Genomic DNA, 14,590 nt, shown 5'->3' with positions numbered 1-14,590 from the left:
GGGCGTCAGTTCCTGCGCACGGAGCGCAGCGCGCCGGCCGCCGGTTCGACCGGCTCGTCCCGGGCCTCGGCCCAGAGCGAGCGGACGTGGCCGAGGTGGCGCATCATGCACGCCTCGGCGCCCGCGCGGTCCCGGGCGATCATGAGATCGAGGAGTTCGACGTGCTCCTCGGCGGAGCTGATCAGCTTGCCCGCCTCGTCGAGCCCCGTCAGGCCGTACAGCCGGGACCGCTTGCGCAGGTCGCCCACGGTCTCCACCAGCCGGTCGTTTCCGGACAGGCCGAGCAGGGTGAGGTGGAACTGCCGGTCGGCCTCCAGGTAACCGATGAGGTTGTGCGCGCGGGCGTTGGCCACGATCTCCTCGGCCAGCGGGCGCAGCGCCTCCAGCTCCTCGGCCGTCGCGGTCTCGGTGACCCGGCCGACCGTGGGCACCTCGATGAGCATCCGCAGCTCGGTGCACTGGTCGAGCTCGCGCTCGCTGACCTCGGTGATCCGGAAGCCCTTGTTGCGGACCGGCTCGACGAGGCCCTCGCGGGCCAGGTCGAGCATGGCCTCGCGGACCGGGGTCGCGGAGACGCCGAGTTCGGCCGCGAGACCGGGCGCCGAGTAGACGGTGCCCGGCTTCAGCTCCCCGGCGGTGAGCGCCGCGCGCAGCGCGTGGCCCACCTGGTCGCGAAGCCGCTCCTGGGCCTTGATGAGACTGTGCTGCTTCAGGTCACCCACGCCGTTCCTCCGAGAATCCGCAGACGACCAGCGTACAATGTCACGTTGCTCAGCCGGTGGCCGCCCGGTGGACCGCGACGGCCACGGCGAGATCCTGCCAGGCCATCCCCACGCTCTTGAAGAGGCGGGGAGCGGGTCCCGGCGCCGGCAGGGCCGGTCCCCGGACGAGATCGGCGAGCGTGCCGGTGAGGTGTCCGGGTCCGATCGCCCCCTCCGCCTCGGGGATCAGCAGGTCGCCGGCCTCGCGGAGGGCCGCCGAGCGGGCCTCGACCCAGACCACGGAGCGGCGCACGAGCGCGGTGTCGGTCTCCCGGGCGTCCGGCTCGTGCGAGCCGACCGCGACGACCACCGTGCCCGGCGCCACCCGCCGTCCGTCGAAGAGGGGTTCGCGCGCGGTGGTGCAGCAGACCACCAGGTCGGCCTCGGCCACCTCGCCGGCGGTGCCGGTACGGCCCTCCGGGACACCGATCCCCCGGGCGTACGCGGCGAGCCCCTCGGCGCGCCGGGGGTCGCGGGCGACGACGGTGACGGAGGCGAGCTTCCGCACCGCGAGGAGCGCGTCGACGTGACCGTACGCCTGCGGTCCCGACCCGAACACGACCACCCGCAACGGCCCGTCCCCCGAGGTGAGGTGACGGACCGCCAGGGCGGAGACGGCCGGGGTGCGCAGCGCGGTGAGCGCGGCGCCGTCGAGGAGGGCGCGGGGCCTGAGGGTGGCCCCGTCGAGGAGGAGGTAGCTCCCGGTGATCCGGGGCAGCCCGAGGGCGGTGTTGCCGGGCGCCACCCCGGCGATCTTCACTCCGGCCCAGCCCCCGGCGGCGGCCGGCATGAGCAGCAGTTCGCCGGCCGGGACGGGGACGGCGGAGCGCGGCGGGCAGGTCTCGGGGTCGAGGCCGTCCCGCAGGACCTGGGCGAGCGCCTCGACGGCGGCGGCCGGGGCGAGCGCCCGGGTGACGGCGCCGCCGTCGAGGTAGGGCACCGGCGGGGTGCTCACAGCAGGAACCCCGCGCCGAGCGCGTCGTCCGGGTCGAGCGTGAAGTGCGCCGTGCCGGTGCGGTGGGCGGTGCCGGTGACCTCGGTGACGAGTCCGCCGGCGGGGTCGCCGCCGGGGACGGCGCGGCCGGTGAAGACCGTGCCCGCGAGGGACTCGTGGGTGAGGACCTCGCCCTCCGCCAGGCGGCCCTCGTCGGCGAGGAGGGCGAGCCGGGCGGAGGTGCCGGAGCCGCACGGGGAGCGGTCGATCTGGCCGTCGGCGAAGACGGTGACGTTCCGCTGGCGCGGCCCCTGGGCGGTGTCGGGCAGGTCCTCGTACAGGATGACGCCGTAGACGCCGGAGAGCAGCGGCCCGTCGGGATGCCAGGTGGCGGGGTGGCCGGCGAGCGCGGTGCGGATCTCCCGTCCCACCCGGGTGAGTGCGGGCAGGGACGCCCCGTCCACGGTGAGGCCGAGGTCCCGGGCGCGGACGGAGGCGTAGCAGGCTCCGGCGTGGGCGAGGTCGGCCTCGACGATGCCGAGGCCGGTGGCGACGGGGACCTTGCGGGCGGTGACCCGGGCGGGCACGTTCCGGAAGGTGACGCCGGTGGTGCGGCCCGCGGCCCGGTGGACGGTGGCGGTGACCCGCCCGGAGGGCACGTCGACGCGGACCGGGACGTCGCGGTCGCCGTCGCCGGACGGGACGAGTCCGCTGTCGACGGCCCAGGCGGCGAGTGCCATGGTGCCGTGGCCGCAGGCGGTGGAGAAGCCGTCCTTGTGCCAGAAGAGGACGCCGAGGTGGGCGCCGTCGTCGTCGGGCGGGACGACGAAGCCGCCGTACATGCCGGCGTGGCCGCGCGGCTCCTGGACGAGGAGGCGGCGCAGCGCGTCCAGGGGGCCGGGGCGGGGGGCGGTGCCGGAGCCGCCGGAGCCGATGGCGGTGGCGCACCGCTCGGCGACGGTGTCGCCGGGGGCGGGCGGCAGCCCTTCGGCGACGATCCGGAAGGGTTCGCCGGCGGTGTGGTAGTCGATGACGCGGATCCCGTCCGCGGGGAGGGCGGTCACAGCAGGAATCCGGCGGGGAAGGGGTCGGTGGGGTCGAGGAAGTACTGGGCGGTGCCGGTGATCCAGGCCCGTCCGGTGACCGTCGGGACGACGGCGGGCCGGCCGCCGACGGTGGTCTCGGCGACGAGCCGCCCGGTGAACTCGGTGCCGATGAAGGACTCGTTGACGAAGTCCGTGTCGAGCGGGAGGAGTCCGCGGGCGTGCAGCTGGGCCATGCGGGCGCTGGTGCCGGTGCCGCACGGGGAGCGGTCGAACCAGCCGGGGTGGATGGCCATGGCGTGCCGGGAGCGGGTGGCGTCGGAGCCGGGGGCGGCGAGGTAGACGTGCTTGACGCCCGCGACGGCCGGGTCCTCGGGGTGGACGGGCCGGTCCTCGCCCGCGTTGATCGCGTCCATGATCGCCAGTCCCGCGGTCAGCAGGTCCTGCTTGCGGGCGCGGTCGAAGGGGAGGCCGAGGGCGTCGAGTTCCACGAAGGCGTAGAAGTTGCCGCCGTAGGCGAGGTCGTAGGTGACGGTGCCGTACCCGGGGACCTCGGTCTTGAGGTCGAGTCCGACGCTGAAGGCGGGGACGTTGGTGAGGGTGACGGAGCGGGCGGCGCCGTCCTCGACGCGGACGTCGACGGAGACCAGGCCGGCCGGGGTGTCGAGGCGGACGGTGGTGACGGGTTCGACGACCGGGACCATGCCGGTCTCGACGAGGACGGTGGCGACGCCGATGGTGCCGTGGCCGCACATCGGGAGCAGGCCGGAGACCTCGACGAAGAGGACGCCGTAGTCGGCGTCGGGCCGGGTCGGGGGCTGGAGGATGGCGCCGCTCATGGCGGCGTGGCCGCGCGGTTCGTACATGAGCAGGGTGCGCAGGGAGTCGCGGTGCTCGATGAAGTGGAGCCGCTTCTCCGCCATGGTGGCGCCGGGGATCACCCCCACTCCGCCGGTGACGACCCGGGTGGGCATGCCCTCGGTGTGGGAGTCCACCGCGTGGTAGACGTGTCGGGTGCGCATGGGCTGTGTGTCTCTCCCTCGGGTCAGCGGAGGCCTTCGGCGAGGACCTTCTCGGTGGCGGCGCGGACGGCGGTCTCGACGGCGCCGGTGAGCGGCAGGCGCGGGGCGCGGGTGGGCCCGCCGGGACGCCCCGCGATGTCCATGGAGAGCTTGATGGCCTGGACGAACTCGATCTTGGAGTCCCAGCGGTAGAGGCTGTGCAGCGCCTTGTAGAGCGGGAGCGCGGTGGTGAGGTCGCCGGCGACGGCGGCGCGGTAGAGGGCGGTGGCGGACTCGGGCAGGGCGTTGGGGTAGCCGCCGATCCAGCCGACGGCGCCGGCGACGGCCAGCTCCAGGAGGACGTCGTCGGCGCCGGCCAGGAGGTCGAGTCCGGGGGCGAGTTCGGCGATCTCGTAGGCGCGGCGGACGTCGCCGCTGAACTCCTTGACGGCGACGATGGTGCCGTCGGCGTGGAGCTTGGCGAGGAGGGCGGGGGTGAGGTCGACCTTGGTGTCGATGGGGTTGTTGTAGGCGACGATCGGCACCCCGGCCTGGGCGACCTCGGCGTAGTGGGCGCGGACGGAGGCCTCGTCGGCGCGGTAGGCGTTGGGCGGCAGGAGCAGGACGGATCCCGCCCCGGCCTCGGCGGCCTGCTCGGCCCAGCGGCGGGACTCGGCGGAGCCGTAGGCGGCGACGCCGGGCATCACGCGGGCTCCGTCGCCCGCGGCGGCGACGGCGGTGTGGACGACGGCGGCGCGCTCGGCGTCGGTGAGGGTCTGGTACTCGCCGAGGGAGCCGTTGGGCACGACGCCGTCGCAGCCGTGGGCGATCAGCCACTGGACGTGCTCGGCGTAGGCGTCGAGGTCGATGGAGAGGTCCTCGCGCAGCGGCAGCGTGGTGGCGACCATGATGCCGTGCCAGGGGCGGATGCGGGTGTCGGTCATGGTGACGTACTCCTTTGTAGTGTGTGACATTTTACTAAGGGGTGTGCGGCGGCCACAAGAGTGTGACCACCACGGAAAGCGGCTAGTCGGCGGGGAGCTCGGCGAGCTCCCCGAGGCGTACCGGGCAGGCCAGCGGGCGCCGGTCGGCAGCGGGTTCGCCGCCCGCGAGCGCGGCCACCGCCGGACCGCACATGCGGCCCTGGCACCAGCCCATCCCGGCGCGGGTCAGCAGCTTGACCGCGCGGGCGTCGGTGGCACCCAGCTCCTCCACCGCCTCGCGGACCCGCCCGGCCGGCACCTCCTCGCAGCGGCAGACGGCGGTCTCCTCGCGGAGCCAGCCGGTCCACCCGGCGCCGGGCCGGTGCGCGGCGCCCATCGCGTCGGCGAAGGCCCGCAGTCGGGCGCGGCGCCGGGCGAGGGCCGCGGGGACGGCCCGTCCGGCGATCGAGAGGGCGGCGATCTCGCCCTCCGCGAGGGCGAGTCGGGCGCCGCCGATCCCGCCGGTCTCGCCCGCCGCCCACACGCCGGGCACCGAAGTGCGCAGCGCGGGGGTGAGGACGAGGGCGGCGGTGCCGTCGGCGGCGGTGCGGGTCGCGCAACCGAGGGCGGTGGCGAGGGAGAGTTCGGGGACCAGGCCGTGGCCGACGGCGAGCGCGTCGCAGGGGACGCGACGGCCGGTGCCGGGCACGGGACGCCAGTCGCGGTCGAGCCGGGCGACGGTCACCGCCTCGACGCGGTCGGTGCCGTGCGCCTCGACGACGGCGTGCCGGAGCAGCGGGCGGACCTGGTGGCGGAGCAACGCACCGCCGTAGAGGGCGCCTTCGGCGAGCTTGGCCGGGTTGCGCAGCAGGGTTCCGGTGTGGCGGGCGTACGCCCCGTACCCGGCGGCCTCGACGACGGCGGGCACCCGGGCGCCCGCGGCGGCCAGCGAGGCGGCGACGGCGAGCAGCAGCGGCCCGCTGCCCGCGACGACCACCCGGCGCCCCGGCAGCACGAGCCCGCTCTTGAGCATGGCCTGCGCTCCCCCGGCGCCGACGACGCCGGGCAGGGTCCAGCCGGGGAAGGGGAGCTGGCGCTCGTACGCCCCGGTGGCGAGCAGCACGGCGCGGGCGCGTACGGGCTTCCCGGCCCGGTCGTCGGTGCGGGAGTGGAGGGTCCAGTCGCTGCCGGAACCGGTGACGCTCCAGACCTGATGGTTCGCCACATACCGGATGCGGCCCGCCCGTTCGTACGCGCGCAGCTCGGCCTCGCGACCGGCGAAGGCGGCCCAGTCGTGGTGCAGGGCCTGGGGGCGGGTGGCCCCGAGGGCCGGGTCGGGGTGGCGGTAGTACTGGCCGCCGGGCCGGGCGCCCGCGTCCAGGAGGGTGACGGTGCGGCCGAGGGCGGCGGCGGTGACCGCGGCGGCGAGTCCGGCGGGACCGGCGCCGACGACGGCGAGGTCGGCGCCCGCGGTGGGGTCGGCGCCCGCGGTGGTGTCAGACGGCGAGGTCGTCATGGCCGGTTCCCTCCTGGCTGGTGACGAGGCCGCCGGGACGGGCGGGGACGAGGCAGGCGCGGCGGTTGGGGGTGCCGTCGACGGTGACGAGGCAGTCGAAGCACTGGCCGATCCCGCAGAAGGCGCCCCGGGGTTCGCCGGCGCCGCGGGTGGTGCGCCAGGCGAGGACGCCCGCGCCCCACAGGGCGGCGGCGACGGTCTGCCCGGCCGCGGCCGGGATGTCCCGGCCGTCGAAGCGGAAGGTGAAGTTCTCCTGCGGTGCGCCGCCGACGAGGGCGCGCGGGGTACGGCGGCTCAACTCTGCTGCTCCTGGGTCGGGGCGTCGGCGGGGCCGAAGTCGCGCTCGGGACGGAAGGGCGCCGGGTCGAGCGGGGGTTCGGCGCCGGTGAGGGCGGCGGCGACGAGCGCGCCGGTGGCGGGGGCGAGGCCGATGCCGGCCCCTTCGTGGCCGCAGGCGTGGTGGAGGCCGGGGACGCGCGGGTCGGGGCCGATCGCCGGGAGGTGGTCGGGGAGGTAGGGGCGGAAGCCGTGGTAGGCGCGGAGCACCTGGACGCCGGCGAGCACCGGGAAGAGCGCGGCGGCCTGGGCGGCGAGCCGGCGCAGGGCCTCGGTGGAGAGCGAGCGGTCGAAGCCGACGCGTTCGCGGGTGGCGCCGATGAGGACGGGGCCGCCGGGGGTGCCCTCGACGACGGCGGAGGACTGGAGGGCGGCGGAGCCGCTGGCCACGTCGGCGATGTAGTCGGCGGCGTAGACCTTGTGGCGGACGACCCTCGGGAGGGGTTCGGTGACGAGGACGAAGCCCCGGCGGGGCAGGACGGGGAGGTGGACGCCGGCGAGCCGGGCGGCCTCGCCGCCCCAGGTGCCGGCGGCGTTGACGACGGCGGGGGCGAGGAGTTCACGGCGCGTGGTGCGCACGCCCCGGACGGCGCCGGCCGGGCCGCGGAGGATCGCGGTGACCTCCTCGCCGAGGTGGAGCGCGGCGCCGGAGGCGGCGAGCAGCCGGGCGGCGGCCTGCGCGGGCTGGACCTGGGCGTCCTGCGGGTAGTGGAAGCCGCCGGCGAGGCCGGGGGCGAGGTGGGGTTCGAGTTCGGCGAGCCGGTCGGCGGGGATCTCGGTGGCGGTGACGCCGGCCTTGCGCTGGCCCTCCGCGAAGGCGCGGAGGGCCTTGAGAGCGGGCTCGTCGGGCGCCACGACGAGCCCGCCCTTGGGCTCGTACTCGGTCTCCGGCGGGAGTGCCGCGGAGAGTTCGCGCCAGAGTCTCGTGGACAGCAGCGCGAGGTCGAGCTCGGGGCCCGCCTCCTTGTCGGAGACGAGCAGATTGCCTTCCCCGGCGCCGGTGGTGCCGCCCGCGACGGGACCGCGGTCGACCACGGCGACGGTGAGTCCGGAGCGAGCCGCGTAGTACGCGCAGGCGGCTCCGACGACGCCGGCGCCGATGATCACGACGTCCGGGGAGTGTCTGTTGGGCACGGCAGTAATATGTCACATTCTTCAGACGTTGCCCAGGGGCCGGCGGCCCCTGGGCAGGACGGGTGTGCGATCAGCTGCGCAGCGGGCCCTCGCAGCGGAAGTCGGACGTGCCGGCCGCGCGGTTGCTCCAGATGTCCACCGGGCCGAAGGAGCAGTTCATGTCGGCCAGGTTGTTGGAGGCGGCGCCCGCCCGGTCGAGGATGAAGTAGTCGACCGTCTCCGACATGTCCTTGAAGACCCGGTCGGGACTGCCGGCGTCCGCCAGGTTGGCGGTGATCCGGCCGGTGCAGACGAAGCGCCGCTTGCCCGCCTCGCCCGCCTCCACGCAGTCGGGGTTGTTGTAGGTGGCGGTGGCGAAGGCGGAGCGGACCGCGGCGACGTCCCAGTCCTTCAGGGAGCCGTTGGCGGTGTAGGTCGTGTTCGGCACGAAGAGCTCGTCGACCTTGGCGATCTGCGCGTCCAGGAAGCGGTCGTACGCCTGCTGGAGACCGGGGTCGGAGCTGAGCCGCTCGCGCCAGGCGTCGTAGCCGGCCACGTCGTCACCGCGCAGGTGGGTGTACATCTCGCGGATCAGGGAGGGGCGCTCGGTCCACAGGAACTCGAAGAAGGTGCCCGCGTAGTTGTAGAAGCGGAAGCCGTCGCCGTCGTAGGTGGCGTGCAGGATCTGGCGGAGGTTCATCCGCGGGCCGCCGCCGGCCGTGTCGTTGATGATGCCCCGGACCAGGGACTTGCGGACGGCGATGCCGTTGTCACGGGTGGCGCCGTCGAAGAACTCGGCGGTGCCCTCGTCCATGAAGGTGGTCCGGTCGCCCTGGTACCAGGGGCCCTGGCCGAAGAAGCCGGGGACGGCGAAGCGCCCGTTGAGGTAGTGGGCGTACTCGTGGCGGAACAGCTCCTCCAGGGTGAGGGAGGAGTCCTGCGGGACGCGGCGCTGGTACGTGTAGAAGGTGGCGCCGTTCTCGATGTAGATGCCGCCGTTGTTCGTGTCGTACCCGGTCAGGATCGGGTGGTAGTTCTCGTAGTCGGCCCGGGAGCCGTACAGCACGATGTTCAGGGTGGTGTTGGGGTCGCCGGCCAGCGGCTGCTCGCTGCCGACCACCCGGTGGAACTGCGCCTTGACCTGCTTGCTCGCGTAGTACAGCTGGTCGACGGTGGCGCGGTCGAGGCCGGTGCGGACCTTGAGGGCGGCGCCGGTCCCGGTGTCGTAGGTGTAGGTGTACGGGAAGATCCGGGCCTCGATGTCGGCCTTGCAGACGTTGTACGGGGCGCAGGCGTCGTAGAAGTTCAGCCAGGAGACGATCTTGGCCCAGGGCTGGCTGCCGGAGCCCCAGGCGGACTCGACGGGGCCGATCATCGCGCCGAGGTCGGCGACGATGCCGTCCCGCAGGCCCGCGACCTCGCCGAAGCGGCCGTACTCGCTGAGGGCGTCACGGGCGACCCAGGCGTTGGCGGTGCCCTTGAGGTGGGTGTAGCCGGCGAAGGCCTTGAAGACGGCGCGGTAGGCCGGGTCGGCGGCGACGGCGGCGTGGAAGGCCGCGTCCTGGTTGCCGGAGTAGATGCCCAGGTAGTTGACGGAGAGTCCGGCGAGGGCGGCGCCCGCCCAGGTCGGGTCGAGGTTCGTCGCGGGGTGCGACGGGTCCATGGTGGCGAGCACCTTGGCGATGAGGCCGAGCTGGTGCTGGCGCAGGCCGGGGGCGCTGCCGATGTAGAGGGCCTCGCGCAGGGTGCGGGCGTTGGACGCGGTGACGTCGAAGGTGCGGGCGGCGGAGCCGAAGGCGGCGATGGCTCGGCGGACGGCGTCGACGGTCGGGGCGTCGGTGATGTCGATCTCGTCGCGCGAGAAGTCGTGGTAGGCGACGGCGTGGAGATAGGTGAACATCTCCTCCAGGTGGGAGGAGTTGCGGCCGTCGTGGGCGGCGGCCAGGCCGGATATCCGGTTCGCGACGGCCTGGACGTGGGCGTCGGACATGACCGGGACGAGGCGGGCGTCCCAGGTCCAGATGAGGCCGCTCAGACAGCCGTCGGCGGTGACGGCGGGGTCGGCGAGGAAGTCGGCGAAGGCCGCCGGGGAGAGGCCGGTGATGCCGTCGAGGGTGCAGGGCACACCGGCGGCGACCAGGGCGGGCGCGGCCTGCGCCTTGCTCTTCCCTGCCGTGGCCTTGGTGTCCTTCTTCGCCTGGCCGGGGACGCGGGCCTCGGTGTCGCCGGTGCCGCCGGGGGCGGGCGCCGGGGCGGGCGTGGCCGTACGGGCCTTGGCGAATCGTTCCACCTCGTCGAAGGGGTTGGGCTCGGCGGCGGCGGGAGCGAAGGCGCCGGGCGCGGCGGACGGCGCGGCGGCGGCGCGGGGGGCGGGCGTCTCGGCGGCCTGGGTCGCGGCCTGGCCGGCGGAGGCCACGAGGGTCACCGCGATCGCGGTGGCGAGGAGGGAGGAGCGCACGACTCTGTGCTGGGACACGAGGTCTCCTGGATGAGGGTGGGGATGAGGGGGGTCGCGCGGCCGATCGGCGGAACCTGAACGCGAGTTGACGAAGAGACAGCCGTCCGCCGCACGAGGTGTAACATAGTAATGTGAAATTGCACTGACAACCCCTGTGCACGGGTCAGTTGCGACGGCCGGGCGACCGCCTCCGCGAGGGAACGGGGGGAGGCGGCCGCCCGGCCCCTCATCCGGGGCCGAACCCGCAGGTCAGCGCGGTGTGTTCGGTACGGCTCCAAGCCCGGGCGCCGCCGGCCTCAGCCCCTTCGCCGCGCCCTCCGCCCGCTCGCGCGCCACCGCCGCGAGCGCCGCGTCACCGATCGCGTCGGCCAGCCGGGCCCTGCCCAGCCAGTTGTACGGGCTGTCCGGGCGCAGCCCGTCCCGCTCGCTCAGGAGCAGCCGCGCCCGGTCGTGCTCCCCGGCGGCGAGCGCCGATTCGAGGAGCGTCCGCTGGACGGCGTCGCGCTGGGCGTGGCTGCCTCCGAAGAGCTGGATCCGGCGCCGCAGCGGCCACAGCAGCTCCACCACGGCGGCGTGGTCCCCTCGCCCGTACGCCACCAGCGCCTCGCAGACCGGGAGTCCGACCTCGGCCGTCATGGCGTGGTTGGCGAGGGCACGCCGGTCCCCGTCGCCCTCTCCGTCCGCCAGCCACCGGCGGCGGTCGGCCACCAGCGCCTCCGCCTCCGCGATCCGGCCCGCCCCCACGTACGCCATCACCGCGTGGGCGTCGTTGAAGGCGTAGAACGGCGGATCGGCCCGCGCGGCCCAGGCGTCGGCGAGCCGCGCCCAGCGCGCCGGCTCCTCCCGGCCCGCGAGCCGCAGCCGCCACAACAGCGCTGCGGCGTCGAGGAGTTCCATGGCGAGCCCCGCCGACTCCTCGTGGTGGACGGCCGCGTCGTAGACGCGCAGCGCGGTCTCCTCCGCGCCCGCCTCCAGGGCGTACAGCGCGTAGTGCCACCAGTTGTGCACCGTCAGGTAGTTGCCGTGCGCCCAGTCGTCCGCGCGGCCGTCGAGGAAGGCGACGCCCTCGGCGACCCTGCCCTGCATCTCGTACACGTGGGTCACCGCGTGCACCGCCCACACGTCCCTGGGATGCCGCTCGACCGCCGCGAGCCCCGTCTCCTCCGCGCGCCGGTAGTGGCCCGACTCCTCCAGGCCGAAGGCGTACATGCCGAGCAGCGGCCCCCGGTGCTCGTCGGCCCTCCCCCACGCCGACAGGGCGCCGCCGATCCGGTCCCGCAACCGGACGGCGTCCCCGGTGAGGAAGTCCAGCTGGTGCCCGGCGAAGAGCGCGAGGACGTCCCTCGGGTACGCGAGGGACAGCTCCTCCAGGAGGTCGCCCGCCCCGTGCAGGTCCCCGGCGAGGCAGGCGCCGGCGGCGGCCAGGTGCAGCCGCTCGCGCGCGGGCAGCGCGGAGGTGTCGCGGCCGGCGAGGAAGCCCGCGAAGCGGGCCCGGGCCTCCGCGGCGCCGGTGTGCTCGGTGCCGAGCACCCCCAGATAGGCGGCGAGGGCCTGGGCGTCGGGCGAACCGGGGCTCGCCGCGAGGGCGTCCGCGACGGCCGGGGTCACCTCGGGCCGGAAGAAGAGCAGGGCCTCCACGGCCCGGTCCAGATGGGCGGCCCCCTCGGGGGTGCAGGCGTACAGGGTGTTGCCGTAGCGGTCGGTCGCCAACGCGGATCCTCACCTCGGTTCCTCGGATGCTGCCTGGTGCCCGGACGGTCGGGGCACGGCCCCTCCCGTCGGCACCGGAAGCGTGCCCCGGGCGCTCCCGCGCCACTCTGTCCGCGCCTCGACGCGCCCCCCGCCCCGCCCCGTCCGGCGGCGTGATCCACTGGTCCCGCACCACAGCACGCAGCACGAGGAGAGTGAACGTTCATGTCGGTCGCCGACGACGCCGTCCGGGTCCGTCCGGTCCGGGAGGACGACTTCGAGCAGTGGCGCGCCCTGTACCGGGGCTACGCCGCGTTCTACCGGGTCGAGCAGAGCGAGGAGGCGGCCGCGCTCGTCTGGTCGTGGCTCCACGACCCCGGCCACGAAGTGGAGGGGCTGGTGGCCGAGGGGGCCGACGGGCGGCTCGTGGGACTCGCGCACTTCCGGGCCTTCGCCCGGCCGCTGTCCGCGTCGGTGGGCGGCTGGCTCGACGACCTGTTCGTGGACCCGGCGAGCCGCGGCACCGGCGCCGCCGACCGGCTGCTCGCCGCGCTGCGCGGGATCGGCGCGGAGCGCGGCTGGAGCGTCGTCCGCTGGATCACGGCCGACGACAACCACCGCGCCCGCTCCAAGTACGACCAGGTGGCCACGCGCACGATGTGGGTCACGTACGACATGACCCCCGAGGCCCAGGACCGCTAGGGCCTGTCTGATCAATTCGCGCCGGATCGGGCCGGGTCGACCGGTGCGTGCGATCGGCGTGCGGCAGGGGCGCCCTCGTAGCGGAACTACTCGGGCGCTTCTGCCGTGCGGCGAGCGTGCGTGCCGGTCGGGCCGGACCCGGCGGGAATGGTCAGACAGGCCCTGGAACGCCCCTTCCGGAGGATGCCGGGCTCGCGGCGTCGACGGCGCCTAGCGCAGCTCCTCGGCGACGATCGCCGCGGCGGCGGCCACCAGTTCGTCCACGCCCGGGGCCGCCTGCTCGAAGCGGGTGGTGAGGACGGCGAGGAGGATCGGGCCGCCGTCCGGCGGCCAGGTCACGCCTGCGTCGTTGTTGCCGCCGTACGAGCCGCCGCCGGTCTTGTCCGCGACCGTCCAGTCCGCCGGCAGGCCCTTGCGGAAACGGGTGGGGCTGGTGGTGTTGCGGAGCAGCCAGTCGGTGAGGAGGCCCCGGTCGGCGGGGTCGAGGGCGCGGCCGAGGACGAGCCTGCCGTAGGTGCGGGCGATGGCGCGCGGGGTGGTGGTGTCGGTGGTCCGCCAGGGCTCGCCGGAGTTCAGCTCGGGCTCCCAGCGGTCGAGCCGGGTGACCGGGTCGCCGAGCGAGCGGGCGAAGCGGGTGATCGCGGTGGGGCCGCCGAGCTCGCGCAGCAGCAGGTTGGCGGCGGTGTTGTCGCTGAAGCGGATGGCGGCGTCGCAGAGTTCGGAGACGGTCAGGCCGTCCGCGATGTTCGCCGGCCGCTCGGTCACCGGGGACCAGCCGGACTTCTCGACGTAGTCCGCGGTGTAGTGGAGGCGGCGGGCCAGGAAGGTGCCGTCGTGGTCGAGGTCGCGCAGGACGGCCGCGGCGGCGAGGGTCTTGAAGAGCGAGCACATCGGGAAGCGTTCGCGGTCCCGGTGGGCGATCGTGCGGCCGGTGCGCACGTCGTGGGCGTGGACGCCGAGGCGGGCGTCGTACCGCTCCTCGAGGGCGCGCAGGCGGGCGGCGATCCGGTCCTCGGCGCGGCCGGACGGCCGGGCCGCGGCGTGGGCGGTGCCCGCGCCGGTGAGGCCGAGGGTGGTGAGCGCCGTCGCGGCGCCGAGACTGAGCGCGGTCCGGCGGGAGGCGCCGGGATTCTGCGGGTGCACGGACGTCCCTTCGCAGGCGATCGTCGGCGATCGCTGGTGATCGATTCCGCAGTGCACCACGCAGGGCGGGCGGGGTCGGTTCCGACACCCCGGGTTACCTGACGGTATGTGATTCCGGCTTCACTGTCCGATCATGGTCCCGGAGCACAGTGCTCCGCGCAGTGCGAAAGGACACGCATGCCATATCGCGAGGGGGAAAGCGGCACGGCACCGACCCTGATCCAGTCGGTACGCCGGGCCGTACGGCTGCTGGACGAGCTGGAGCGGCGCGGGGGCACGGGGAGTGCCAAGCAGCTGGCCCGCGACGCGATGCTGCCGCTGCCGACCGCGTACCACCTGCTGCGGACCCTGGTCCACGAGGGCCTGGTCCGCAACGACAACGGCGCCTACCGGCTCGTCTCGCCGCTGCGCCGGAGCACGGACGCCGCCGTCCACGCTCCGGCGCTCGGCGTCCAGGCCTGGGTGGACTCGCTCAGCCGGGAGCTCGACGCCGCCGTGTACTTCGTGCAGTACCTGGACGGCGAGGTGCGGCTCGGCGCCGTCTCCGGCAATCCGGCGCGGCCGCCCGTCGAGGAGTGGGCCGACTTCCGGGCCACCGCCCACGCCCACGCCGCCGGCCAGAGCCTGCTGCTCCAGCTGGAGCCGGAGCAGCGCGACGACCACCTGAGCCGCCACCGGGTGACGGCGCTCACCCCGCACACCGTCGCGACGCGCGGCGCCTTCGAGCGGCGCCTCGCGGCGGCCCCGCGGCGGCTGGCGGTCCTGGAGCACCAGGAGTACGCGCTGGGGACCGCCTGCGCGGCGGTGCCGATCACCGTGGGCGCGGAGACGGCCGCGGTGGCGCTGTCGATCCCGGCCGCCGAGGGGGCGCGGCTGCGCGGGCTCGCGGACCGGCTCCAGAAGCGGGCGGAGCAGGTGCTGATCGCGCAGACCTTCGCGGTCGCCGCCGCCGGTCACGAGCCTTGACCCGT

13 protein-coding genes are annotated in these 14,590 nt (G+C 75.1%); 2 read left to right on the top strand and 11 right to left on the bottom strand.

Going from position 1 to position 14,590, the window contains the following annotated elements; translation table 11 throughout:
* Positions 1-5: 5 nt before the first annotated feature.
* The 10 genes from AB0E19_RS25190 to AB0E19_RS25145 all read right to left on the bottom strand — a co-directional run bounded on the left by AB0E19_RS25190 (position 6) and on the right by AB0E19_RS25145 (position 11,795).
* The gene (locus AB0E19_RS25190; RefSeq protein ID WP_362184367.1) at positions 6-722 is read right to left on the bottom strand and encodes a GntR family transcriptional regulator; all 717 of its coding nucleotides are present in this window, start codon (positions 720-722) and stop codon (positions 6-8) included.
* A 49-nt stretch (positions 723-771) separates the two neighbouring features.
* Positions 772-1,716 (bottom strand): NAD(P)-dependent oxidoreductase, encoded by a 945-nt coding sequence (locus AB0E19_RS25185; RefSeq protein WP_362184365.1) that lies wholly within the window; start codon positions 1,714-1,716, stop codon positions 772-774.
* Positions 1,713-2,768, bottom strand: a complete 1,056-nt coding sequence (locus AB0E19_RS25180; RefSeq protein WP_362184544.1) for a proline racemase family protein — start codon at positions 2,766-2,768, stop codon at positions 1,713-1,715. The genes AB0E19_RS25185 and AB0E19_RS25180 overlap by 4 nt, the downstream gene beginning before the upstream one ends.
* The gene (locus tag AB0E19_RS25175; RefSeq protein ID WP_362184363.1) at positions 2,756-3,760 is read right to left on the bottom strand and encodes a proline racemase family protein; all 1,005 of its coding nucleotides are present in this window, start codon (positions 3,758-3,760) and stop codon (positions 2,756-2,758) included. Before AB0E19_RS25175 ends, AB0E19_RS25180 begins: the two co-directional genes overlap by 13 nt.
* A gap of 23 nt (positions 3,761-3,783) precedes the next feature.
* The gene (locus AB0E19_RS25170; protein ID WP_362184361.1) at positions 3,784-4,683 is read right to left on the bottom strand and encodes a dihydrodipicolinate synthase family protein; all 900 of its coding nucleotides are present in this window, start codon (positions 4,681-4,683) and stop codon (positions 3,784-3,786) included.
* An 82-nt stretch (positions 4,684-4,765) separates the two neighbouring features.
* Positions 4,766-6,178, bottom strand: a complete 1,413-nt coding sequence (locus AB0E19_RS25165) for an FAD-dependent oxidoreductase (protein ID WP_362184359.1) — start codon at positions 6,176-6,178, stop codon at positions 4,766-4,768.
* Positions 6,159-6,476 carry a (2Fe-2S)-binding protein gene (locus AB0E19_RS25160; protein ID WP_362184357.1) on the bottom strand — a complete coding sequence of 106 codons (318 nt, stop codon included), beginning with the start codon at positions 6,474-6,476 and terminating at the stop codon, positions 6,159-6,161. The genes AB0E19_RS25165 and AB0E19_RS25160 overlap by 20 nt, the downstream gene beginning before the upstream one ends.
* Positions 6,473-7,648 (bottom strand): FAD-binding oxidoreductase, encoded by a 1,176-nt coding sequence (locus AB0E19_RS25155; protein WP_362184355.1) that lies wholly within the window; start codon positions 7,646-7,648, stop codon positions 6,473-6,475. The genes AB0E19_RS25160 and AB0E19_RS25155 overlap by 4 nt, the downstream gene beginning before the upstream one ends.
* A gap of 70 nt (positions 7,649-7,718) precedes the next feature.
* On the bottom strand, positions 7,719-10,103 hold the full coding sequence (locus AB0E19_RS25150; protein ID WP_362184353.1) for a collagenase: 2,385 nt from the start codon (positions 10,101-10,103) through the stop codon (positions 7,719-7,721).
* Positions 10,104-10,334: 231 nt separating this feature from the next.
* The gene (locus AB0E19_RS25145) at positions 10,335-11,795 is read right to left on the bottom strand and encodes a tetratricopeptide repeat protein (RefSeq protein WP_362184351.1); all 1,461 of its coding nucleotides are present in this window, start codon (positions 11,793-11,795) and stop codon (positions 10,335-10,337) included.
* A gap of 204 nt (positions 11,796-11,999) precedes the next feature.
* On the opposite strand from AB0E19_RS25145, the gene AB0E19_RS25140 reads away from it, so the two are divergent.
* Positions 12,000-12,476 (top strand): GNAT family N-acetyltransferase, encoded by a 477-nt coding sequence (locus AB0E19_RS25140; protein WP_362184349.1) that lies wholly within the window; start codon positions 12,000-12,002, stop codon positions 12,474-12,476.
* 210 nt (positions 12,477-12,686) lie between these two features.
* Here AB0E19_RS25140 and bla read toward each other — a convergent pair whose 3' ends face one another.
* Positions 12,687-13,619, bottom strand: a complete 933-nt coding sequence (bla, locus tag AB0E19_RS25135; RefSeq protein WP_362184347.1) for a class A beta-lactamase — start codon at positions 13,617-13,619, stop codon at positions 12,687-12,689.
* 177 nt (positions 13,620-13,796) lie between these two features.
* Here bla and AB0E19_RS25130 point away from each other — a divergent pair, with 177 nt between their 5' ends.
* Positions 13,797-14,585: an IclR family transcriptional regulator C-terminal domain-containing protein gene (locus tag AB0E19_RS25130; RefSeq protein ID WP_362184345.1), complete on the top strand. Its 789-nt coding sequence runs from the start codon at positions 13,797-13,799 to the stop codon at positions 14,583-14,585.
* Positions 14,586-14,590: the final 5 nt, after the last annotated feature.

The organism is Streptomyces sp. NPDC047974, assembly GCF_040653375.1.
Lineage (GTDB): Bacteria > Actinomycetota > Actinomycetes > Streptomycetales > Streptomycetaceae > Streptomyces.
This window is presented reverse-complemented; position numbering and strand designations above follow the sequence as displayed.